15 protein-coding genes and 1 pseudogene are annotated in these 23,463 nt (G+C 69.4%); 6 read left to right on the forward strand and 10 right to left on the reverse strand.

Translation table 11 applies throughout. The features are described from left to right. Positions 1-412: 412 nt before the first annotated feature. The 3 genes from ACH4VO_RS09035 to ACH4VO_RS09045 all read left to right on the forward strand — a co-directional run bounded on the left by ACH4VO_RS09035 (position 413) and on the right by ACH4VO_RS09045 (position 4,562). The gene (locus ACH4VO_RS09035; RefSeq protein ID WP_360988806.1) at positions 413-847 is read left to right on the forward strand and encodes a hypothetical protein; all 435 of its coding nucleotides are present in this window, start codon (positions 413-415) and stop codon (positions 845-847) included. A gap of 51 nt (positions 848-898) precedes the next feature. Further along, positions 899-3,541, forward strand: coding sequence for a Helicase associated domain protein (locus ACH4VO_RS09040; protein ID WP_360988803.1), 2,643 nt, complete (start codon positions 899-901; stop codon positions 3,539-3,541). Between the two features lie 385 nt (positions 3,542-3,926). After that, a complete protein-coding gene (locus ACH4VO_RS09045; protein WP_360988800.1) occupies positions 3,927-4,562 on the forward strand; it encodes a carbonic anhydrase in 636 nt (211 codons plus the stop codon). A 117-nt stretch (positions 4,563-4,679) separates the two neighbouring features. Here ACH4VO_RS09045 and ACH4VO_RS09050 read toward each other — a convergent pair whose 3' ends face one another. Together ACH4VO_RS09050 and ACH4VO_RS09055 are read right to left on the reverse strand one after the other, a co-directional pair. After that, positions 4,680-5,063, reverse strand: a complete 384-nt coding sequence (locus tag ACH4VO_RS09050; protein ID WP_360988797.1) for a hypothetical protein — start codon at positions 5,061-5,063, stop codon at positions 4,680-4,682. 404 nt (positions 5,064-5,467) lie between these two features. Continuing rightward, positions 5,468-5,857, reverse strand: coding sequence for a VOC family protein (locus tag ACH4VO_RS09055; RefSeq protein WP_360988794.1), 390 nt, complete (start codon positions 5,855-5,857; stop codon positions 5,468-5,470). An 87-nt stretch (positions 5,858-5,944) separates the two neighbouring features. On the opposite strand from ACH4VO_RS09055, the gene ACH4VO_RS09060 reads away from it, so the two are divergent. After that, complete coding sequence (locus tag ACH4VO_RS09060) at positions 5,945-6,811, forward strand: TetR/AcrR family transcriptional regulator (RefSeq protein ID WP_360988791.1); 867 nt, start codon at positions 5,945-5,947, stop codon at positions 6,809-6,811. A gap of 397 nt (positions 6,812-7,208) precedes the next feature. Here the strand turns inward: ACH4VO_RS09060 and ACH4VO_RS09065 are convergent. Both ACH4VO_RS09065 and ACH4VO_RS09070 read right to left on the reverse strand, forming a co-directional pair. Next, a pseudogene (locus ACH4VO_RS09065) lies at positions 7,209-7,893 on the reverse strand (monooxygenase); the annotation flags it as partial. A gap of 674 nt (positions 7,894-8,567) precedes the next feature. Then, positions 8,568-12,050 carry a hypothetical protein gene (locus ACH4VO_RS09070; RefSeq protein ID WP_360988789.1) on the reverse strand — a complete coding sequence of 1,161 codons (3,483 nt, stop codon included), beginning with the start codon at positions 12,048-12,050 and terminating at the stop codon, positions 8,568-8,570. 312 nt (positions 12,051-12,362) lie between these two features. Here ACH4VO_RS09070 and ACH4VO_RS09075 point away from each other — a divergent pair, with 312 nt between their 5' ends. Both ACH4VO_RS09075 and ACH4VO_RS09080 read left to right on the forward strand, forming a co-directional pair. Next, complete coding sequence (locus ACH4VO_RS09075; RefSeq protein WP_360988786.1) at positions 12,363-13,673, forward strand: SUKH-4 family immunity protein; 1,311 nt, start codon at positions 12,363-12,365, stop codon at positions 13,671-13,673. A gap of 418 nt (positions 13,674-14,091) precedes the next feature. After that, positions 14,092-15,432: a PLP-dependent aminotransferase family protein gene (locus ACH4VO_RS09080; RefSeq protein WP_360988783.1), complete on the forward strand. Its 1,341-nt coding sequence runs from the start codon at positions 14,092-14,094 to the stop codon at positions 15,430-15,432. Here ACH4VO_RS09080 and dpgC read toward each other — a convergent pair. From dpgC to ACH4VO_RS09110, 6 genes are read right to left on the reverse strand one after another with little or no spacing between them, the layout of a single operon-like run. Then, positions 15,371-16,738 carry a (3,5-dihydroxyphenyl)acetyl-CoA 1,2-dioxygenase DpgC gene (gene dpgC, locus ACH4VO_RS09085; protein WP_360988780.1) on the reverse strand — a complete coding sequence of 456 codons (1,368 nt, stop codon included), beginning with the start codon at positions 16,736-16,738 and terminating at the stop codon, positions 15,371-15,373. The two genes, ACH4VO_RS09080 and dpgC, sit on opposite strands and share 62 nt — an antisense overlap. Continuing rightward, positions 16,735-17,448, reverse strand: a complete 714-nt coding sequence (gene dpgB / locus ACH4VO_RS09090) for an enoyl-CoA-hydratase DpgB (protein ID WP_360988778.1) — start codon at positions 17,446-17,448, stop codon at positions 16,735-16,737. Before dpgB ends, dpgC begins: the two co-directional genes overlap by 4 nt. 58 nt (positions 17,449-17,506) lie before the next feature. Next, on the reverse strand, positions 17,507-18,610 hold the full coding sequence (gene dpgA, locus ACH4VO_RS09095) for a 3,5-dihydroxyphenylacetyl-CoA synthase DpgA (protein WP_360988775.1): 1,104 nt from the start codon (positions 18,608-18,610) through the stop codon (positions 17,507-17,509). Positions 18,611-18,628: 18 nt separating this feature from the next. Beyond that, positions 18,629-19,783: a glycine amidinotransferase gene (locus ACH4VO_RS09100; protein WP_360988772.1), complete on the reverse strand. Its 1,155-nt coding sequence runs from the start codon at positions 19,781-19,783 to the stop codon at positions 18,629-18,631. Next, positions 19,774-21,135: a peptide ligase PGM1-related protein gene (locus tag ACH4VO_RS09105; protein ID WP_360988769.1), complete on the reverse strand. Its 1,362-nt coding sequence runs from the start codon at positions 21,133-21,135 to the stop codon at positions 19,774-19,776. The genes ACH4VO_RS09100 and ACH4VO_RS09105 overlap by 10 nt, the downstream gene beginning before the upstream one ends. A 42-nt stretch (positions 21,136-21,177) precedes the next feature. Beyond that, entirely contained in the window at positions 21,178-23,247 is a 2,070-nt protein-coding gene (locus tag ACH4VO_RS09110; protein ID WP_360988766.1) for a KedN5 family methylcobalamin-dependent radical SAM C-methyltransferase, read from the reverse strand. Between the last annotated feature and the right edge of the window lie 216 nt (positions 23,248-23,463).

Genomic DNA, 23,463 nt, shown 5'->3' on the forward strand with positions numbered 1-23,463 from the left:
CCCGCGGAGCGGGTACCACATCGCTGCGCGATGTGCAAGCGAACCACCGTGCTGCGCACGGTGGTTGCGCTCCCGCTCCGCGGGAGCGCTGGCGGGACGCTGCGCGTCCCGCGCACCCCCGTTGCTGCGCAACGGGGGTGACGCTCCGTCCGCTGCGCTCCCGGAGTTGGGGGCTTCGCCCCGATCCCCGGGTTTCCGCTTCGCTCCAGCCCGGGGCCGGCGGGTCCGCTGCGCTCCCCCGCCTCAACGGTCCTTCCGGCTGCGCTTTCAGGACCTTGGGGCCCGCTGGCGCGGGCCTGGCCAGCTACGAAGGGCGGGGGGCTCGTTCGTGCGGATTCCAGTGTAGCCCGCGCATCTGGTAGATGCAGTATGTAGCATTGGTGGAAACGCGGGACATCCCTACCCTGGAGTGATGGAAGTGCAAGGTCTACTGGCACTTCTAGGAGCAATTCTCGGTGGAACTCTAGTTCTCTTAGGTGACTTCATTCGGCGCAGAGTCGAAAAGCGAAAGGAGGAAGTGAATCGGCTCGTAGAAGTGAGTTCACGGCTCTCTTCCATGTACAACCGGCTGTGTGGGCAGCTCCTTGACGCTGCTATAGCTGGTGTAGCGGCGTCAAATCTGGCCTTTGCAGATCCGCTCCGCTACGAAATAACAACCCAGTTCTTCATGACTCCTGGTAGCGAACAACTTCGCTCCCACGCTTCCCGTTTGATCGACGCATACAACCGACTTCAGGATTCATACGGGAAAGAGTCGACCTGGGATGCTGCTCGCGATGAACACGGCTTAGCTGTGCGCGAGTTCGAAGCTGCTGTTCGCGCCATCGTGCATCGCCATCACATCTGAAGCTCCACTGAGGATTCCTGATCGTCGAGCATGGATAAGTAAGGGGATCTTGTGATTCATCTCAAAGAACACCAAGTAGATCAGAAGTCGGCGTTTAGGAATTGGGTGGGATTTCCTGCAAGGTCATCTGTGCCCCCTCAGGGTGCCCGGGGCACGATCGTGTCAGCGACCGGCTCGGGTAAGACGATCACAGCCGCCGCGTGCGCGCTGGAGTCGTTCGCGGACGGCCGGATCCTCGTGACCGTGCCGACCCTGGACCTGCTCGCGCAGACCGCCCAGGCGTGGCGGGCGGTGGGCCACCGGGCGCCGATGGTCGCGGTGTGCTCGCTGGAGAACGACGCGGTCCTCAACTCGCTGGGGGTGCGCACCACCACCAACCCGATCCAGCTCGCCCTGTGGGCCGGGCACGGGCCGGTCGTCGTGTTCGCCACGTACGCCTCTCTCGTGAACCGCGAGAACATCGATGCACCCAAGGGCCGGCGGAAGGTGCGCGGGCCGCTGGAGGCCGCTCTGGCGGGCGGGGAGCGGCTCTACGGACAGCAGATGGCCCCGTTCGACCTCGCGATCGTCGATGAGGCCCACGGAACCGCTGGTGATCTTGGTCGGCCATGGGCGGCGATCCACGACAACGCCCGCATCCCCGCCGACTTCCGGCTCTACCTGACCGCGACGCCGCGCATCCTCACCGCACCCCGCCCGCACAAGGGCACCGGCGGCCAGGAGGCGGAGATCGCGACCATGGCCGACGACCCGGAGGGCACGTACGGCGCGTGGCTCGCAGAGCTCGGGCTGAGCGAGGCCATCGAGCGGGAGATCCTCGCCGGGTTCGAGATCGACGTCCTGGAGATCCGCGACCCCTCCCCCGTTCTCCGGGAGTCGGAGGAGGCGCGGCGGGGCCGGCGCCTGGCCCTGTTGCAGACCGCCCTCCTGGAGCACGCCGCCGCGTACAACCTGCGTACGGTCATGACCTTCCACCAGAAGGTCGAAGAAGCCGCAGCGTTCGCGGACAAGCTGCCCGAGACCGCAGCCGAGCTGTACGTGAACGATGCCTCGAACGAGGACCTGGCGGCTGCGGACCGGCTGCCGAAGTCGTCGATCGACGCGGCGTTCTACGAGCTGGAGGCCGGCCGCCATGTTCCGCCGGACCGGGTGTGGTCGGCGTGGCTGTGCGGCGACCACCTCGTCAGTGAGCGGCGTGAGGTCCTGCGCCAGTTCGCAGGCGGCATCAACACAGCCGGGCGCCGGGTCCACCGCGCGTTCCTCGCCAGCTGCCGCGTGCTCGGGGAAGGCGTCGACATCACCGGCGAGCGAGGCGTGGAAGCCATCTGCTTCGCCGACACCCGCGGCTCCCAGGTCGAGATCGTCCAGAACATCGGCCGCGCGCTCCGGCTCAACCGCGACGGCTCCACCAAAGTCGCCCGCATCATCGTCCCGGTCTTCCTGGAGCCCGGCGAGAACCCCACCGACATGATCGCCAGCGCCTCCTTCCGCCCCCTCGTAGCCGTACTCCAGGGCCTGCGCTCGCATGACGAACGCCTGGTCGAGCAGCTCGCCTCCCGCGCGCTCACCAGCGGCAAGCGCAAGATCCACGTCCGGCGAGACGACGACGGCCAGATCATCGGGGTTGGCGGCGAGGGCGACGGCGAGGACCAGGAGGACGACACGCAGGCCGCCGCCGAAGCCGCCCTGCTGCACTTCTCCAGCCCGCGCGACGCCGCGACCATCGCGGCTTTCCTGCGCACCCGGGTCTACCGGCCCGAGTCGCTGGTATGGCTGGAGGGCTACCAGGCCCTCATCCGGTGGCGGGCAGAGAACGAGATCACCGGCGTCCATGCCGTTGCCTACGACGTCGAGGTCGAAGTGGGGGTCACGAAGGGTTTTCCGCTTGGCCGATGGGTCCATCAGCAGCGGAAGGCGCTGCGGGCGGGTGAGCTGGAGGAGCGGCGCAAGACCCTGCTGGACGCCCCGGAAGCCGGAATGGTCTGGGAACCGGTCGAAGAGGCATGGGAAAACAAACTCGCCGCACTACGGTCCTACCGGCGGGCCACCGGGCACCTCGCACCCCGGCAGGACGCGGTATGGGGCGAACACGAGGCGATGATGCCCATCGGGCAGCACATGGCCAACCTCCGGCGGAAGGGCGGCCTGGGCAAGAACGCGGAGCGGGCCACCGTACGCGCGAAGCAGCTGGCCGCAGTCGATGAGGACTGGAACTGCCCATGGCCCCTGAACTGGCAACGCCACTACCGCGTGCTGGCGGACCTGGTCGACGCTGACGGCTTTCTGCCGGCCATCGAACCGGGGGTGCTGTTCGAGAGCGACGACCTGGGCACATGGCTGAAACGGCAGAAGAACCCGGGCACCTGGGCGCAGCTGTCCACCGAGCAGCAGCAGCGGCTGTCCCAACTGGGCATCAAGCCGCTTGAGGAGACGTCTCCCGCCCCGGCGGCCGATCGGGCAGCGAAGGACCCAGGCAAGGCGCAGCAGGCATTCCAGCGGGGCCTGACAGCCCTCACACAGTGGGTGGAACGGGAAGGCGCCCACCGGCCCGTACCCCGGAAGGCGGTGGAGAACTTGCCCGACGGGACCGAAACCAAGCTTGGCATCTGGTACAGCAACACCAAGGCCAGGCGAGACAAGCTCACCGAAGAACAACTGGACGCACTCCGGAAGTTGGGCATCGAATGGGCGTAGGGGAAAGCGCCCGATATTGGATGCCGGGCCCCTTCGCCCAACACCGGTGCGTGCCGGCCTCCGCAATGGCGGGCACTGCACGAGGTGCTGTGAGCAGCCGCACGGTCGAGCGCAGCCCGGAAGCAGCATCGGCGATTCGGGATTCATAGGCCGGTGAACACGGCGCCGCCCGCACCATACCGGGCGACCTCCGCCACGGGAGCGGACCCACAACGCGAGCCGTTGACCCCTAAAACCGGCAGCCTCGCCACGCACCGAGACCCCACATCGAAACAGCCCGAACCCAGCGCCCGGACCTGACGCCGGGGCCGGCGATGTCGTCGGCCCCGGAGCCACGGCGGGACCAGTCGCTGCCTCGGTAGACACCGCCTCGTAGGCTGCGTCCATGACCCAGACCCTGACGCCCCACGACGCCTTCGATCTGCTCATGGCCGGTAACCAGCGCTTCGTCGCAGACGTTCCTGAGCACCCGAACCAGGACGCCGCCCGCCGCACAAAGACCGCGCCGTCCCAGCAGCCCTTTGCCGTGCTGTTCGGATGCTCCGACTCCCGGCTGGCCGCCGAGATCATCTTCGACCGCGGTCTGGGCGACCTGTTCGTCGTACGCACCGCCGGACACGTCGCCGGCACCGAAGTCCTCGGTTCCCTCGAGTTCGGCGTCAATGTCCTGAACGCGCCACTGGCCGTCGTTCTCGGCCACGACTCGTGCGGCGCCGTCGCCGCAGCCTGTTCCGCCCTGGAGAACGGGCAGACACCCGGCGGCTTCGTCCGCGACATCGTCGAGCGGGTCACCCCGAGCGTGCTGGCCGCCCGCGCCGCCGGACGCGACAGCGCCGAGGAAATCCTCGCCGAACACATCGAACACACCGTGGACCTCCTCCTGGAACGCTCCCGCGTCCTGGCCGACGCAGTAGCCGCCGGCCGGACCGCCGTGGTGGGGCTGTCCTACCGCCTGGCCGACGGCAGCGCCCAGTTCGTCACCTCCCGCGGCCTTGACCCAGCAGCCCCCAGCGCGTCCTGACCACCCCGGCCGTAACCGCTCACGCGCAGGTTGCCGGCTTCGCAGCCCCGCGAAACCGGCCGACGCCCGCACCAGCCCCACCCCCACCGACAAGGACACCACGACGAGGTGGTGCGCTCACCACGGTGTGTCCGGACGCCCGAAGGGTCCCGGTTCCATTGACAGATAGGCGCGAAACGCGCACGACACAGAGGGCGAGGAGTGCGCGGCGGAGCCAGCGTGCGCCATCGTGGTCCGAAAGCCATGGCGAGCACCCCAGGACAAAACAGACCAGCGAGAACGCGCGGAGAGCAGCGAACCGGTACTGAGCCAGGAAGCGGTGGACAACAGGGAAAGCGCTGAACCGATCGACCCGGCGGACAGCACACTGCCCACCGAGCCGAGTGACAGGACACTGCCGACAGACCCGACCGAGAGAACAGATCCCACAGAGCCGACGGACAGGACCGAATCCTTCGACCAAAAGGAAAGGAACGATCCGCCAGGACGTTGCAGAGTCATCCACCCATCGTGCCAGGCCCACACGCCAGACACTTCCCTCGACTTGCGCAGTCCTCAAGAGCTTACGACGACAGCACGGCAGAGTGCGGAATCAGCACGCCCCACCAGTACGCCACCAGGCCAGGGGCCAATCACCCCGAAAGATCCGCAGACCCTGTACGCGATACGGGCGGCTACACGCCCGCTCCCCGGCTGGTCCGGGCCGGCCGCGCCGTCATCAGGGACCGGAGCACGTCCCGGCGGGGCCCGGCACCGTGGAGCCGGGCGGGCCGGCGCGGCCGAGGTGCGTCCGGCAACCGGGCCGCCGGCGGATCCTGGGGCCCGACGGCACCGCGTCGGCACCTTCGCGGCGCTCCTGTGGTCCTGGCTGGGCGTCATCGCTTCGGGCGGCGCCGCCGGTCGTCTCAGCGGCTGGTCGGCGCGTTCCAGTCGACCAGTTGGACGATGACGCCATTGGGGTCGCGGACCTGGAAGGCGCGCTCGCCCCACTCCTCGTCGGTCAGCGGCATGGTGATCGCGACGTTCTCGGAGCGCAGGCGCGCCAGCTCGCCTTCGAGGTCCTCGACGACGAAGGCGAGGATCAGGCCTGCGGTGTGCTCGTTGCGCTGGTCTGCCGGGAGGGTGTGTAGCCCTCGCCGCAAGAAGATGACATTCATGCCGACGTCATCGCGCGTCAGGGAGGCGAAGCCGTCGGCGGCCATCTCCTCGTGGAACCCGAAGTGCTCGACGAGGAAGGCGCTGGAGGCGGGGACATCGTCGACGTTGAGCGACACGGAACTAGAGGTGATCTTCATGCAAGCTCCTCTCAGTCACACGGAGCACATTCTCCGTACGACGTACAATGTACATCGTACGGAGTTCGGTTGCGAGAGGATGCCTCCGTGTCGAAGGAACGAACCAGCTCGGGCGACCCGGCCCGCACCCTGCAACTGCTGTGGCGCGACTCCCCCTCCGGAGGTCGCCGAGGACCGCGGCGGGGGCTGAGTATCGATGCGGTGGTCGAGGCTGCCACCGCCATCGCCGACGCCGAAGGCCTGGACGCGGTGACCATGCGCCGGGTAGCCAAGGGCCTCGGCGTGGTGCCGATGACGCTGTACACCTACGTCCCCGGCAAGGCCGAGCTCCTCGATCTCATGCTCGACGCCGCCTACGCCCGCATGCCCCGCGCCGACACCACCGGACAGCCATGGCGCCAACGCGTCACCGCTGTCGCCGAGGAGAACAAGGCCCTCTTCGAACGCCACCCATGGGCCGCGGCGGTCTCCACCGTCAGGCCTCCACTGGGGCCGGGGCAGATGGCCAAGTACGAGCACGAACTGGCTGGGCTCGACGGCCTCGGCCTCAGCGACGTCGAGATGGATGACTGCCTGACCCACCTGCTCACCTTCGTACAGGCATGCGCCCGCGCCGACGCCGACGCCCGCGCCGCACAGCACGACAGCGCCCTGAACGACCAGCAATGGTGGGAGCTGAACGCCCCACTCCTGGCCCGGGTCCTCGACGAGAACGCCTACCCCACAGCCGTCCGCGTCGGCGCAGCAGCAGGCGCCGCACACAGCAGCGCCCACAACCCCGAGCACGTCTACGCCTTCGGTCTGCAACGCGTCCTCGACGCCTTCGCCGCCCTGATCGACCGGAGGGAAGGCGCGAAGACCTCGGCTCCATCGCACCGGCACGACGCCGTTGCCCCGCGAGCCGGAACACCCGCCGCCCGTACTCCGGCTCGGGAACTCGAGGAGGAGGGCTGACTCCTCGCCGAGCGGGGTGGTGCGATCAGCCTCATCCCTCGGTGAGTTGAGTACGAACCTGCGGGCTCATCGCCCGGAGTCACGGGGCACACCCGCGGGTTCGCGCCACTGGTGCCTCGGTGGGGTCCTGAAGCGCGGGACGGACTGTTCCACGAGGACGCGTAGCGGTGGCCGCCCTCCTGGAGGAAGCGGGCGAAGCGTGCGGCGACGGCTTCGGCGACGTTGTCGGAGGCGGTGATCTGCTGCATGAGGGCGGTCGCGAACGCCGCAGCGCCGCAGCCGGGAGCGGGCCGGTTCGGCAGCCTCACGGTCCACGGGCCGGCGGCACACCGCGCGGCATCGCAGCAGGCGCCGGGCGGAGAGCCCGTTTCCCGGTGAGGGGCAGCGGGCCGCCTCCTCAGTGGCGTGCGGCGGTCCTGGTGCGGAGCACCTCGTCCAGGGACTCGTCCCGCCAGCGCTTCAGCAGTTCGTGGAAGGCGACCGCGCTGTGCGGGTAGGAGGTCGGGCCGTTGAGCCGGCCACGGCCTTCCGCGTTGTAGCCGGGGGTGCACTCGGCGTGGAACCACTCGTGGTCGGGGGCGTCCTGGGGGCACACGGCGGTCCAGGCGTCCCCCACCTCGCGGGGCGGTTCGATGACCGCACCATCGGCTTCCGCGGCGGCGACGAGTGCCGCGGCGTGGACGGCGTGTTCGTCCAGGACGTGGGTGTAGTTGACGCTGCTGGCGCTCTGCGTTCCGCCCAGCTGGATGAGGTTGGGGAAGCCGTTGCAGGTGAACCCGTGCAGCGTGCGCGGTCCCCGCTGCCGCCACGCGTCCTGGAGGTGGACGCCGTCGCTGCCGCGGACGGGCAGCCGGCCGGAGTGGACGCCGGAAACACCGACGGAGAATCCGGTGGCGAAGATCAGGCAGTCGAGTTCGTACTCGGTGTCGCCGACCACGACGCCGTGCCCGGTGATCCGCTCGATGCCGTGGGTCCCGGCGGTGTCGACGAGAGTGACGTTGTCCCGGGTTGAACGCCTGAAGGTAGGCGTCGGAGAAGGTCGGGCGCTTGCAGGCGTAGCGGTACCAGGGCTTGAGCTTCTCCCGTCGGACATCGGTTGCTGCGGCATCCGGGGAGAATATCGGGCCGGTACCCGGCCGGGGGCTGGAGAGGGTGGAGTATCTGGGCGGTCTGGGGGTGTCCGCGAAGGGAGTGGCGGACCGGGCCTTCCTGCGGTAGTTGGCCGGCTTCTGCGCCGGAGCGCGCCGAGAACTCGTGGATCACGTATCGGCGGGCGCATCGGGCAGGGCCCGGTCGCCGGCGTCGGACCGCCACGTGCCCCTGCACCGCACCCGGGTCTCACTGCCCGGCGGGGCCGGGGCACGTGCGACCGCGCCCGCGGGAGAGCAAGCGCGGGTACGCCTCGGCACGTCACGTGAGGCCGGCCGCCGTGACGGCCTCACACCGAGCGCAGGTCCGCCACCAGGTCGGCCAGGACGGCCGCAGGGCCGGTGCCGGTGACTGCCCTCCCTCTCCTCGTCGCCGGCCAGCGCCGCACCGGCCAGCGTGGCCAAACGCGGTGACGGTACCCCGCGCGACGACAAGAGGACTCTTCATGCCGCATGTCACCGTCCCGGCGCCAGCGGGGCGCCACCGGAGAGACGCGGCCGGCCCCCCATCCGCGGGTGATCGGCCGCGGGGTCCTCGTCATCGAAGAGGCCCACGGGGACAGGGATGGAGGGCCCGGCCGCTGCGCTCGGCGGAAGGCACCACAGAGTCAGCGGGCGACCGCCCTGGTGGCCTTGCTGACGGCAAAACCGCTGCTGTGGCCGGTGCGGCGTGCGGTCACCTTCACCGTGATCTTCGTGCCCCGCTGGGCGGTCTTCAGTGTCAGCGAGGTCTTGGCCGCCCCCGCGATCGCCTTGCCGTTCGCGTACCACCGGTAGGTGTACGAGGTCGGGGCAGGCGTCCATGTTCCACGGGCGAGCGTGAGCACCTTGCCCACCTTCGCGGTGCCCGAGATCGTGGGTGCCTTGGTGGCCTTGGGTGCGACACCGGCAGCCACCTTCGCCGCCGCCGTCGTCGAGCTGCCACTGGCGTGTCCGGTGCGCCGGGCCGTGACACTCACCGAGATCTTCTTGCCGAGCAGTGCCGCCGGGACGGTGTACGCCGGCGCGGTCGCCCCCGCGACCGCCTTGCCGTCCGCCTTCCACCGGTAGGCGTAGGAGGTGGCGGCCGGCGACCAGACACCGGGCACGGCCGTGAGCGTGGAGCCGACCCTCGCGCTGCCGCTGATCTTCGCAGCGGTCGTGGCCTTCGGCGCCACGCCCTGCGCGACCATGACCGGCGCCGAGACGCCCACCACGTCCGGGGTCCCGGCCCTGCGGGCGCAGACGCTGACGCCGACCTTCTTGCCGAGCAGCGCCGCCGGGACGGTGTACGCCGACGCGGTCGCCCCGGCCACCGCCTTGCCGTCGGCGCTCCACTGATAGGCGTACGACGTCGGGTGCCCCGACCATGTGCCCGTGCTCGCCGTCAGCGTGCTGCCGACCTTCGCGGTGCCCGAGACCACCGGAGGCGTGCGGTTCAGGAGCGGTGCCTCGGTGACGGTGAACGAGCCCTGGCCGTACTCCCACGCGTTGTGGGTGACGACGCTGATGCCCCAGGTGTCGGCGGCGAGCCCGGTCAGGTCGAGGACGGCCGTCAGGGTCCTGCGGTCGGCCGACACCGAGGTGGTGGCCGCCTCGACGGTCCTGCCGGACCTGTAGATCCGTACCTTGTCGTCCTTGTGCAGGGCCGTGCCGGAGACCTGCACGGTGACCTTGGTGCCCGTGACGCCGGTGAGCGGGGACACCTGACCGACGGTGACCTTCTCCGGACCGCAGCGGATGGACGTGCAGACCCCTTCGACCTCGTAGGAGGTCCGCGAGGCGGTCTCGGGAAGGGACAGCACGAGGATGCTCGGAGTCACTTCCGTGCTGCGCGGCTCGTTGACGTAGCACTCGTAGCCGTCCGGCAGGAAGCGCATGCAGCCGTTGTCGAGGCTCGCGTCGTACAGCGCCGGGACCGCGGTCGCCGCCGCGCCCTCGGTATCGCTGATCTTCATGTCGAAGCGGTCGTTGGACGCGGTGGGCAGCACCGCGCACGCCGCGCTGTGCGACTCCTCCAGCGTCCCGGTGAACGGGCCGTACCCGTAACTGACGTTGGGCACCTTCGTGCACTCGTCGGCCGGGCCGGCCGCGGTGGCGACCCGCAGGGCGTCGAAGCGGTACGCGGGGGCCGCTTTCAGGCCCGCCCGCACGGTGACCATGACCTGGTAGCTGGTGGAGCCGGAGACCGCACACGCCGCGTTCTTGTTGCAGAGGGCCTCCCCGTCCGCCCCGTAGGCGACCACGTTCGCGGTGCCCAGGGCGTCACGGACGTTCAGGTGCAGGGTGTCCTTCGCGTCGGTTGTGGTGACCTGACGGCAGAGCAGGGTGCCCGGGGCGCCCAGCGCGCCGCCGGTGGACGGGCCGCCGACCCGGCTCGCCGGGTTCGGGACGCAGCCCTTCGCGGTGGCGGTGACGTCCCGTCGGGTCAGGGTGTAGTCGGCGTCGGTGTCGCGGCCGGTGAAGAGCACGGTGTGAGCGATGCCCGGGGCCAGCTCGCAGGTGGTCCAGGTGGAGAGCGACGAGTAGATCGAGCAGACCTCCTCGCCGGTGGCGTCCAGCACGGAGAACTGGGCGGTGGACGCCGTGCCCGGGGCGGCCTGGAGCTGCAGGTTCTCCTGCGCGCTGTGGTCGTCGGCCGGGATGCTCAGGCAGTGTGAGAAGACACCGTCACCTGTGGAGAGACGGGCGGTGGGGCTGGTGGCGGAGAAGTCGCCGGCCGGGATGGCCGGGCAGCGGCTCGCCACGTCCGTCCGGTGCAGGGCGAGGGTGTACGCACCGGTGGGCGGATCCGTGTCATCGGTCGAGACCAGGGCCCTGAAGGGCGCCTTCCCGGTGAGTTCGCAGGTACCGCCCGACAGGGCGGAAGCCTCGCACCGCTGGACTCCGTCGGCGTCGACGACCGTCACGTCAGGCCGGGGCTCGGGACCGTTGAGAGCCTTCAGCGCAGCCATGCGGGCGCCTGCGGGGAGCGGCAGGGAGAGGCAGTCGATTTCGCCGCCCGCCGTGAACGCGCCGGTGTACAGACCGAGTTCGGCGGGCACGCAGCCGGTCGTGGAGGCCCGGTCGATGATCAGGGTCGGGGCGTCGGTGAGGACGGTGTAGTCCCCGGCCGAGGGCAGGTCGCATCCCGACCACGTGGTGCAGACGGTCTTTCCCGCCTGGTCGTACACACCGAGCACGGTGCGGGCGCCGGAGGCGACGCCGTACACGTCGTGACGTCCGGCGGCCGGGGCGGTGAAGATCTTGCATCCGGTGGAGGCGCCTGCCGCGGTGGGCGCGGAGTTGTACGCGTTCAGCGGGACGTGGGCGCACCCGGCCGGGTCGGAGAGTCTGCGGATCTTCAGGGTGTACGCGGCGGGGAAGGTGTTCTCCGACTCGCTGACCTGGGACAGGACACGGTAGGGACCGTCACCGGGAAGGACGCAGCCGTCGCTGTCGTCCTCGTTGAAGTGCGGGCAGATCCGGGCACCGGTCTCGTCGGTGATCCAGGAGGTGCCCTGGCCGTACACGACGGTCCTGAGGTCGTTCGTGATCCGCTCTCCGGGCTTCGCCGTGAACGGCTGGCACTGGACGGCCGTGGGCCCGGCCGCCGATCCGGTGAGCGGCGGCGTGTCCCAGCGGGTGCCTGTCTCGGGGGCGCAGCCCTCGTCGGTGGCGAGGGGGACGACGGCGAGCGTGAGTCTGCTCGGATCCGCCCAGTTGTTGAGCAGCCGGAGCGTGTAGGTGCCCTGACGGGTCAGGTCGCACCAGCCGGCGCCCCACTCGGGGTCGTAGCAGTCGACCGGGTTCTCTCCGTCGAACACCGAGGGGTAGGTGTGGTGACTGCCGCTTCCGTTCAGGAGCAGCCGGTGCAGTCCGGGCCGCTGCACGGTGAAGGTGAAGCAGACGGTCCCGTCTGCGGGGATGTCCACCGTGCCCTCGTCGGGTGCGGCTTCGCCGAAGGAGGAGAGCGGAAGGGCGGAACAGTCCGTGGTGGTGGTGGTCGTGGTGCCGGTGGCGTATGCCTGTGCCGACCCCGTGGGCAGTACCGATGCGAGCATGACCGCCAGTGCGATCAGCAGAGCGGTGTACGTCGCGGATCTCGCGGCCGTACACGAGCGATGAGACATTCCGTTCCCCCCGGAGCGGTGAAGTGGAGAGTGCGCTGGAGCGTCCGCGGACGACGGGCGGGCTCGGCGTGCTGGGCGCGTACCTGTCGTGCGTGTGGGACCTGTGAAGGGCGCACGTGATGATCGCACAATGCGTTGCCTCGCGACACGCGTGTTTCGGCAGTCGGTCCTGGCGGTGGTCCCTTCCCGGGAGTGGTCAACTCCTGTACGGAGCGCTGCTGTCGGCGAGATCGTGGCGCGAGTTCGCGCGCGGGGAGGGGTCGGAGGTCGGGGGTGTGTCCGGTTGTCGGCGCCGGCTGGCAGCATGGGCGCATGACTGACGATCTTGACGGCGTACTTGCGGATCCCGTACGGCTGCTCACCGCCGACCGTGCGGCGCTGCGTGACCACCTGCGCCATGAGGACCGGGCCCGTGGCGTGGGGGGTGAGGTCTTCCTGCAGGCCGAGGCGATTTTCGGGGGCGAGGAGGTGACGCCCGCGGAGTTCGCCTCCTGGCTGCACTTCGCGGCGAAGGCCACCGGTCACGACGCGTACGCCGACCGGATCGCGGCGGCCGGTACCGGCATGCCGTGGCGGACGGTGTGGGCGTGGTGGCGGCCGGCCTGCTGGTTCCCGGTCCGTCCGAGCCTGAACGGCGACTACTTCCGGGTGCGCCGGTGTGTGGGCGGGGGCCGGGAACTCGTCGAGGTGACCGACCAGCGTGGCCCTGTCTGGCTCGACGCGGCGACCGGTCACCGGGTGACCGGCGTGGACGGGGCGATACTGACCGACGCACCGGCCGGGATCGGGGCCGCCGGGGCCCCCGCGATGTACGACCTGGACCTGTTTCTCCCGCAGGAGTGGGAGGACGCCGTGGCCTTCGCGACGGACGGGGGCGGGACCCGGTATCTCGTCGAGAGTGTGCACGGGATAGCGGTCGTGGAGACGGACGCCGACGCGCTGCGGGACTGGCCGTCCGGGGCGGGCCTGGACCCCACGTCGGCACAGGAGGCACCGCCGGGACCGGCCCCCGCCGTGCGGCGGCCGACGGGTCCGCTCACCGCGGCCCGGGTCGACGACGCTTTCGGCGGCGCGCGGCAGGTGGTGCGCGTTGCCGAGAGTGATCTGCCCGAGGGGCTCGTCCACGCGGGCAGCAGGCGGTATCTGCGGGAGGTCGGTCTGCCCGCCTGGTGGGTGTGCCACAGCGCTCAGTACGAGACCTACCCGGTCGACGCCATGCGCCCACCGGAGGAGGAGGCCCTGCCGGACCGGAGCCTGCCCGGCGGGGTGGTGGCCGCCGACCTGATCGGCTTCGGTGCCACCGAGTACGGCGAGCTGTACCTGCACCGTCACGACGGCACGGTGCACATCCAGAGCAATCTGACCCGCCGTTGCGGCGAGGTACTGGTGCCGCTCGCCCCGGACCTCGACGTCTTCACCCGTGCCCTGGAGGCCGTGGACCGCTACCGCAACGCCTGCTGGCACCCGTACCCGGTGGAGGGTGACCAGGAAGACGTGACGGAGCTTTTCCTGGCGGAGTTGGCGGAGCTGTCCCCGGACCTGTCCGACCGGGACACTGCCACGGGCACGGTGTGGAGCTGGCTCTACGCCGGCATCACGGAGCTGAAAGTGGACGGGTACTGAGCCGGTGCGGCCGGATGACCGGGTGACGTCGTCCGGATTTCCCGGGGGCGTGCCGGCTGTCTTCGCCCGGCCGGAGTGCAGCCGGTCCCCGGGCAGCGGTTCTCGGCCGGATCAGGTTTCGGCGGATCCTTTTCGCCAGGTGCCGGACTGCCGGTCCGGGCAGGGGCCGGTTTCCACGCGATGTCGTTGGTTTCTTTTCGGCGTTCCTGTTCGACGGTGAGGAGAAGCCCGCCCCGGCCTCGGCTCTGCCCGCTGGGCAGGGAGCCGTGCACCGAAGCACCGGACGGGGGCGGTTCTCAGCACTCGTTCCTCTGGGGGGGCAAGGGTGCGATGCTCATGTCAGGGAGCGTCGCCCTGCTCGCTTGTCCACGGCTGTCCGAGGGTAGGGAGGGTCTCAGGAGCGGCGTGAGGAGGGATCGTGCTCGAGCTCCGACAGAGCGATCTGCACGGTGCGTTCGGCGATCCGGTGCTCGGCTCGATCAGTTTTCTCAACGAGATCATGAGCCGGTATCCCGACGCGATCTCGTTCGCTCCCGGCGCCCCACATCTCGCCTTCCTCGACGACCTCGACGTAGCCCGCCACGTCGACACCTGGGTCGCCCACCAGGTCGCAGAGCGCTCTCTGAGCCGGGAGCAGGCTCGGAGTCTGCTGTACGAGTACGGACCCAGCCGGGGGCTGATCAACGAACTCGTGGCGGACGCGCTCCGCCGTGATCACGGGATCGAGGCCGGGGCGGACGCTGTGGTGGTCACGGTGGGTGCGCAGGAGGCGATGGTGCTCACGCTGCATGCCCTGTGTTCCCGGCCAGGGGACCTGCTGGCCGTCGTCGACCCCTGTTTCGTCGGCATGCGTGGCGCGGCCCGTCTGCTGGACGTCCCGGTGGTCTGCGTGGACGAGGCCGAGGACGGCGTCGACGTCGACGCGCTGCGGGCGCAGTGCCGTGCCGCGCGGTCCCGAGGCGGGCGGATCCGGGCCCTCTACATCTCCCCGGACTACTCCAATCCGTCGGGGAGCCTGACGAGTCTCGCCGCTCGTCGGCGCCTGCTGGACCTGGCCGGACAGGAAGACCTGCTGCTGCTGGAGGACGGGGCCTACGGCTTCACCGCACCGCCGGGGCAGGAGATTCCCCCGCTGAAGGCGTTGGACGCCGAGGGCCGGGTGGTCTATCTGGGCACCTTCGCCAAGGTGTGTCTGCCGGGTACCAGGGTCGGCTACGTGGTCGCGGACCAGGTGATCCGGACCGGTGACGGCAGCCGGCGGCTGCTCGCGGACGAACTGGCGGTGAGCAAGAGCATGGTGACCGTCAACACCTCGCCGATCTGCCAGGCTGTGGTGGGCGGCATGCTCCTGGAACACGGTGGGTCGCTGAAGGCCCTCGCACAGCGCAAGTCCGAGCTGTACCGCCGTAACCTTGCGCTGCTGCTGGACGCGCTCGACCGGCACCTGCCACCCGAGTCCGGGCCGGCACCGGGGGTGAGCTGGTCGCGTCCGGCCGGGGGCTTCTTCGTACGGATGCGGCTTCCGGTGCCGGCCGACACCGCCCTGCTGGAGACCTCCGCCTCGGAGCACGGTGTGCTGTGGACGCCGATGTCGCACTTCTACGCGAGTGGCAAGGGTGACAACGAGTTGCGGTTGTCGTGCAGTTACCTGGAGCCGGACCGGATCGAGGAAGGGACGGCCCGGCTGGCGGGGTTCCTCAGGAAGGAGGTTGCCTCCGGGCGACCGGGCGGGGCCGGGACCGCTCCACCTTGCCGATGACGTCCTCGCTGTAGAGCCTGCGTGCTTGGGTGAAGGCGAACTCGGCCATGTAGAGGCGGAACTGGTCCGCCGGCTCCTCGGCGAGGGCGAGCATCGTACGGTTGGCGACCACGGCGGAGTTGTCCAGGTCCTGCACGGCGGCCTCGACCGCGGCGTCCATGGCGTCCTCGGCCACCACTTCGTCGCAGACGAGAGCCGCCTCCGGGTCGATCGCCCGGATTCTCCTGCCGGAGAGGATGACCCGGCGTGCCAGCCGGGAACCGGTCAACCGGCCGAGGCGCAGGTTGCCCGCCCCGGGCACGATGCCCTCCTGAGCGGCCGGAAGGCTGAAGTAGGCGTTGTCGGCGGCGATGACACGGTCGAAGACCAGCAGCAGTTGCATGCCTCCGCCGATGGCGAACGAGTCGACCGCGGCCACCCATGGTTTCTGCACGGAGGGCACTGCGTAGGTGGCCTCGGCAGGCGGAAGCAGCAGACCACGCAAGATTTTGCTCAGGTAGGTCAGCTCCCTGCGCAGCAGGAACTCGAGGAACGAGATCCGGCCGTCGCGCAGGTCGGACAGATTGATCCCGGCGCTGAAGACGCGCCGACCGGCGTAGCGGGGGTGGGTCATCACATCGCCTCTGAGGACGCCCACATGGGTCCGTTCGTCCAGCAGGACCAGGTCGACGGCCGTCTCCATCGCGTCGACCAGCGCGTTGTCCTCGGCGTTGAGACAGTGCGGGTTGCGTACGGTGAGGTGTCCGGCCGCGGCGCGGCGTTCCAGCAGTACCGGTCCCAGATCGGCGCGTCCGTCACGGCGGTAGCGGTCGATGAGGGCGAGGGCGCGGGGCGAGGCCATCAGCATGGTGTCCGTCAGATGCGCGCCGGCCGTGGGAGAGCGGAGGATGCCGCGGAGGAAGATCCCCTGATCGATCTCCCTGCCTTCCTTGTGTGCCTGGGGGCGGGCGTTCTCCTCGTCCATCTGCCCACGGTCGGGGACCAGACCGGGGAAGCGCTCGGCGGCGGCGAACACCAGCTCTGTCAGCCGGTGCCGGCGTGTGCGCCCGTCCGTCAAGGCGTCGTAGACCGCGTCCGTGTGGCGGCGCATGAACTGCTCGCGGATGTGCCGGCAGGAGTCGAACACGGCCGCCGTCCGGTTGCGTTGCCCGGCGTCACGGTCCGCCGGGGCGGGCAGGCGCGCCAGGATCCGTTCTGCGCGCTCCGTCTGCTCCGCCAGGACCGAGGCGTCCTCCTCGAGGGTGCCGCCCAGCGGGGGGGCTGCGGGCGAGGAGGTGGTTCCGGCGGTCGTTCGGTCGGGGGTCATGACCATGTGGCGGTCTCCTCGTTGCGGGCCAGTCGGCGCAACTCGCGGTCGCAGGCGGCCAGATGCGTGCCGATGGCTTCCTCGTAGGGGGTGGCCGAGGCTTCCAGGATCAGACTGCGGCGTATCGCGACCTCGGCACCGCTGAGACGGCCGAGCATGACGACGGTGGCGCGCAGCGCCTCTTCCATGGTGTGCCCGATCTCGTTCACCAGGCCGAGGGACACGGCCTGGTCGGCGGTGATCTCGTGCCCCCACAGCACCAGTCGGCGGGCCTGGGCGGTTCCCAGCTGGCCGACGAGCCGGTGGATCGCCATGCCTGGCCAGAAGTGTTCGTCGTTGACCGGCAGCAGCAGCCGGAAGTCGGGGGAGGCGATCCGGAAGTCGCTGGTGAGGAGCAGGTCCAGTGCAGGACCGCCGCACACTCCCTCCGCCGCCGCGACGGTCACCGCCGCCAGCCGCTCGATTCTGCGGACCGCGCGCTCCCACCGGTTCACCTCCCCGATGCGCACCCAGCCCGGCCAGGACCGGTCGGGCGGGGCGGACCGCAGGCGCAGGACGACCACGTTCTGGGCGCCGTCTTCTTCCGCCCGGGCGCACACGGAGTTCACCGACGCGGTCAGCTCGTCCAGGGGGCGGGTTCCGTCGACCGTCAGAAGGAGGCCGAGCCCGTCGATGGAATCGGCTGCGTCCCGGGCGACATGCTCGTTCATGCTTCCCCAATCTCGTGCGCTCCCGTGGCAGTCACGGGGTCGTGGCGGTGGGCGCGTCTCACCAGCGCAGCAGTGCGGTCTCGATCGTCGAGCCGGGGCCCATGGTCATCATCACGCCGTGGTCACCGGGCCGCACGGTTCCCTCCTCCCACAGCTGCCGGAAGGAGAACAGGAAGGCGCCGCTGGAGAGGTTTCCGTAGTCGCTGAGCACCGACAGGGTGTGGCGCACGTCGTGGCGGGTGAGGCCGAGGTTCACGCGGACCGCGTCGATGACTTTCTTGCCGCCCGAATGGATCACCCAGTGCGAGATGTCCGAGCGGTGCAGGCCGGCGTCGTCGAGCAGCCGGCCGACGGTTTCCTCCGCGTGGGCGCCGACCACGTACGGTACCTCCGGGTCGAGGGAGAAGGAGAACCGTCCGTGGTCCTCGTCCCAGTCGTAGCGCATCGCGTCGATCGCGTCGGTGATGATGCGGCTCGCGTAGCCGAGCACGGCGGGGCCTTCACCGGATGACGGCTCCGTGTCGGCGTGCGCTCTGGGCGCCGGCGGCCCGGGGTCCGCGACTACGGCGACGGCGGCGGCGCCGTCCCCGAAGAGGCTGTTGACGACGGAGGTTCCGATGGTGCCGTCGAAGACGTACGCGGCCGAACATACCTCGACGCTCACCACGAGGGCGAGCCGTCCCGGGTGCGCGCTCGCCCAGCCGGTCACCGCGGCAAGTGCGTTGAGCCCCGCGTTGCAGCCCATGCCGACCACGTCGAGCCGCCCGCACGAGGGCCGCAGCCCCAGGTCCCTGATCAACAGCGCGCTGAAGCCTGGGGTGAGGAACCCGGTCGAGGAGACGCAGCACAGGAAGGCCACCTCGTCCGGGTCCGCGTCCATTCGCCTCAGGCACGCCTCGATCGCCTCGCGGCCGATGGCGAGCCCGCTGGAGGTGTGCTTACGGAGCAGGTCGCCCTGCGTCTCCGCGTGCGGGGTGCCGTCCGGGTCGCGGGGCGGCAGAGTGAGGTGGCGGCGCTCGATCGCGCTGTTCAGGAAGACGGACCGGATCCTGGGATCGGTCACGTCGAAGACCGAGAGCAGTTCCTCCTGCGTGTACGAGGTCGACGGCACGGCGGTCCCCACGGACATGATCCGTGCGAGGGGACCGCTGGTCTGTGTCATGGTCTGCTCCTGCCGGTGTCAGCCGAGACCGAGGTAGTCTTCGGGGCCGCCGTCGCGGACCGTGTCGAGCGTGAAGCAGTGGAAGCCGCCGCCGAAGAGCCGTCGATGGCGGTGACGTACGGGGACGACGGTGAACCGGTGCTGTTCCAGGGTGCGCATGAGTTCTGGGCAGGCACTGTTGACCAGCACCGTGGAGGGGTCGACCGACAGGACGTTGAGGTCGATGAACGGGCTGGTGAGCACCAGGTCGTCGTCCTCGTACTGCGGGAAGTTGTTCTTGCCGGGCGGCGGCGGCACGATCAGCTCCCAGTTGCGCAGTGCGTCGGGGAGGAAGTCCAGCACTTCCTTGTTGCGCACCAGCAGCGTGCCGGGCCGCAACGCCAGCACCATGCTGTCGATGTGGCTGTCGCTGAGCCGGTGCACGCGGTGGATGCGGAACCGGCCCTCCAGGTGCCGTTCCAGCCAGTCACAGGCCATGGCGTGGTTGGCCGTGGAGATGTTCACGATGACGTCTCGGCCCAGGCGCAGGCACTGCGCGGCGTCGAACATCATCTCGAAGCCCACGTCGTAGACGGAGGACTTGGGGTCCTCGATCGGCTCTGTGGGACCGCCCACGTTGCTGCTCCGGGCGTAGGACAGGTCGAAGGAGGCATCCGTCATCAGCGGCCGGGGCATGACGGTCCATCGGGCGCCCTGGCGGAAGTAGTCGGCGAAGACCGGGGTGAGGAACTGGGTCTCGAAGTAGCGGGATCGGATCATGGGCGGGGTCTCGATGATCTCGTTCCCGAGGACCAGGGTGTTGTCCCGGACGTTCAACGGGGGGACGACGGCCGCCGACCAGGCTGGGGTGCGTATCTGCCCGGTGGACGTGTCGATGTCCATCGGGCGGTGCACCTTCACCGACAGGGACTCCAGGGTGGAGACGATGCCTTCGACGTCCTCGATGAGTTCGTCCACGTACCGTTGTTTGATGGGTGAGCGGTCGGCGGCTGCCTGGCCGGTCCCGGCGGAGCCGCCGGCGCTGAGGCGCGGGTAGTACCACTCGGAGCGGCCGAGGTTGTCGTGGAAGAACAGATCGAACGACAACTCCCGTTCATGAGAGGTGTAGTTCACGGCCGATCCGACGATGATCTCCTTGAGTGGAGACCATTCGTCGAAGCTGTTCAACCGCATGCTGTGTTCTCCTTGCCGGTGGGGTCGGTGTACGAGGCGGTGCCGCCGGGGCCGAACAGTTCCTTGAGCCGGTGCTCGTAGGCGGCGGCGCGGGTCAGGTCCTGGGCGATCACGCACTGCATGATCGAGTGGTCCCTCAGGTCGAGGGCACTGCTGAAGACCACCCCGGTGCGGGTCGAGGGGTCGTAGGCGAGGCCGGCCTCGGTGAGTGCCGAGACGGCGGAGGCGAAGGAGCGGGCCGACCAGCCGCCGGGCCAGATGCGCTCGACGACGACCCGGTCGTCCGTGCGGTCCAGGCCGGCCAGCCGGGCGCCGACGACGGCGTAGGTGTGGGTCGACATGGTGACGCGGCCGTTGTACTCGGTGAAGAACAGTTCGCCGTCACGTGTGAGGACGGCGTCGGCACTGAGACGTCCGCGGTACCCCATGGCGTGCAGTGGGGCGCACAATCGCCGCCCCTGCTCGATGAGTTCGGCGGCGGCGTCGGGTTTGAGTCCCTGCGCGGGTACCACTTGCGCCGTGGCCAGCGGCGCCATGATCATTTCTCCGGTGCCGCCGAACTCGATGGCGTTGTCGATGACCAGGTATTCGGCGAACAGAGACGTGCTGTCCGGGTAGTAGCGTTCGACGATGACCGGATCGCGGCCGTTCCGGCTCAGTTCCGCCCACCGCTCGTCAAGGTAGCCTCGCACCTCGGACGTCCTCGTGAGCGTCAGTGTCCGGCGGGCGCCAACAGGCTGGATGCCGGGAGTGCGGCTGAGGATCTCGTTGCCCTTGCCTCCGAGCGAGTAGTCCTGCTTGATGATGACCGTGGCGTTCGCGTCGAGCAGTCCCGTGATCGCGGACTCGGCGCGTTGCGGGGTGGCGCAGACCGCGCCCTCGGGAATCGGCACGCCGGCGCCCGCAGCCACTGCCCGGAACACCGCCTTGCTGTTGACCAGGGCACCACCGCTCTGGGCGGCGAAGCCGAAGCCCGGGAGCGCGTGCTCGGCACCGAGGGCGCGGGCCAGCGTGGCCACCGAGGTGTCCGGCCACAGGGCGAGGATGTCGGTGACGGGACGGCCGGCCAGCGCCCGGCGCAGTGCGGTGAGGAAGGCCGGGGCCGCCAGCCGGTCGGCGGTCAGCAGGTCCTCCCCCGCGCGCCCGGCCGCCGGGACGACCACCTCGATGGCTGAGCGCCGGGTGCCGGTGTGCGAGGTGACGTAGGCGAGGAAGTCCTCCTCGGGGTGGACGGGCAGGACGAGGAGATCGCCGTCCTGCGCGAACCATGCCAGCCGCTGCACCGACCAGGAGGCCGCGATACGGGTGAAGAGGTCTTCGTTGAAGTCGTTGCCGATGAGTAGCCGTGTCAAAGGCGTTCCCTCCGTAGAGACGCTTCGGTGTGTCCTGGGGGGTCAGCCGCTCCGGAGGCTGTCCTCCTCGCCGGCCGCGTCGGCGGTCGCGCCGCCCGCGTCGGCGTCGGCGTCGGCGTTGGCGTTGGTGGCGTTGGTGGCGTTGGCGTTGGCGTTGGCGTTGGCGTTGGCGTTGGCGAGGATGTGCTCCTTCGTCATCCCCATGAAGTGGATGACGATCTCGTGGTTGGTCGACGTGACCGCGGATTCCGACCCGGTCCGGTAGTAGAGGTCGAGGACGCGCGGTGACGGGGAGAGGTCCGGTTCCCTGTCCGCGCGAAGAGCGGCGACGATCGCGGGGACGTCGTAGGCCAGCCGGACGTCCCTGCGTACGTAGTACTGCTCGTCGCGGATCTCCTCGACCGCCAGCTCCTCGTCCGCGGTGGCGGACCGCTCCGGGCGGAAGACCGGCTGGGTGAGCAGGTCGTAGCGGAACACCTCGTCGAGGACCGGCCGGAACCGCTCGGGGACGAGAGGGCGGATCGACTCGTCCCACCACCGGTGCAGCAGGCGCACGGCCTCTCGCTCGGTGTAGAAGTAGCTGATCGCCGCGCCGAAGGATTCGGTGCCTCCGGCGGCGGTCGCGCAGTACTCCCGCAGCGGCACGGCCGCCGGATCGTCGACGCTCGCCATCCAGTCGCTCAGCTTGGTCAGCACCTGCGACTGGGTCAGGCCGGCGAAGTGGCGGAGCGAGCCCCATATGTAGCGGAACACCGCGTTCTCGGCGACGACCCGGGCCCAGAAGAGGAACCGCTGCATGTACTGGTTGTCGGCGAAGGTCATGGTGTCGTGGGCGAGCACGTACTCGAAGTCGTCGTGGTCTCCGCGGATCGCCTTGATCCCGAAGAGCTCCTTCTTCTCCATGTAGTCGGTGTTGGGGAGCAGGAGGATGGGGTAGACGGCGATCCTGGACACACGCCGGGCGAGGCGGTCGTAGCCCTCCATGAAGGACTCCACGGTCTCCCCAGGAGCACCCCAGATCAGCTCGGCGTAGCAGTCCAGCCCTTCCCGGTCGAGCCAGGCCGCCAGGTCCTCCCACTCGTTGACCTTCATGTTGCGCCGGTTCATGGTCTCCAGGGCGCTGTCGCTGAGGGTCTGGAGGGCCAGCGTGAAGGAGCTGTGCATGCCGGCCTCCTTCATCCGCTGGACGATCTTGAAGAACGTCTTGGACTTGTTCTTGGCCCAGGAGGTCTCCAGGGCTCGCGGGAAGCCGTAGGCATTCCGGGTCTCGATCAGCGCTTCGACGAACTCCAGGTCGTTGGGCAGCAGCCCGAAGTTGGCGTCGCAGGCCACGATGGTGTGTACCTTCAGCTTGGCGAACAGCTCCAGCTCGCGACGGAGCCGCTCCAGGGAGAAGGCGCGGACCTTCTGGCCGACGGCGCCGCCCCAGTAGCAGAAGGCACACTTGTAGGGGCAGCCCCGGTTGGTCTCCATCAGGGCTACGTCGTACCGGAACTCGCCCTTCTCGTCGGTCAGCTCCAGTGCCCCGGTGAGGAAGGGCGAGGGGATCTGTTCGAGGTCGTCGAGGCGCGGGCGCTCTTCGGTGGTGACGGTCTCGCCGTCCGGTCCGCGGTAGGAGATCCCGGCGACCGAGCCGAGGGCGTGCCGGTCCACGTCCGTCAGGCGGGCCCGGACCAGCTCCCTGAACGTCAGCTCTCCCTCGCCGTTGACCACCACGTCCACCTCGGGAAACATCCGGAAGACGCGGGCCGCCTGGTTGGCCACATGTGTGCCGCCGAATACGACGAGGCCGGCCGGGTTGAGCTGCTTGAAGGTGGCGGCCAGAGCGCCGAAGGACTGGTAGTTCCACCCCAGCACGGAGAAGGCGAGAATGTCCGGCGAGCCGGCGCTGAAGATTTTCTCGGCCATGGCCGCGTTCGTGGTGCCGCCCCGGAAGTTCTTGATGGAGACATCGACGTGGGGGCTGATGTCCTCGTCGGCCATGAGGGTCGATTTCAGATACCCGGAAGCTAGCGGCATCGACTCCAGGGGCATTTCCCAAACGCCCTGCTGCACAAGGAAAATGATGGTCTTGCGATCTTCTTCGGAACCTGTCACGCGCGCTCCTCGCATCAAGCGTCGGAAAGCGTTCAAATGAAGGTGAGTCGCAGGCTTCGCGTTATTTCCACATGCTCAAGGGGGCTTGATCTCGATGTCAACCCCGCCCACTCCCCTGGCTGGAGTTCCCTCGGGAATGGCTTGATTCAACCACCACCGGACCCCGCACCGGATTACTTTCGGCCGCGAAAGCCGAAATCCGGTCATTCTTTGCCGCCGGAAGCGCCGTTG

Source organism: Streptomyces sp. NPDC020780 (genome assembly GCF_044334475.1).
GTDB lineage: Bacteria > Actinomycetota > Actinomycetes > Streptomycetales > Streptomycetaceae > Streptomyces.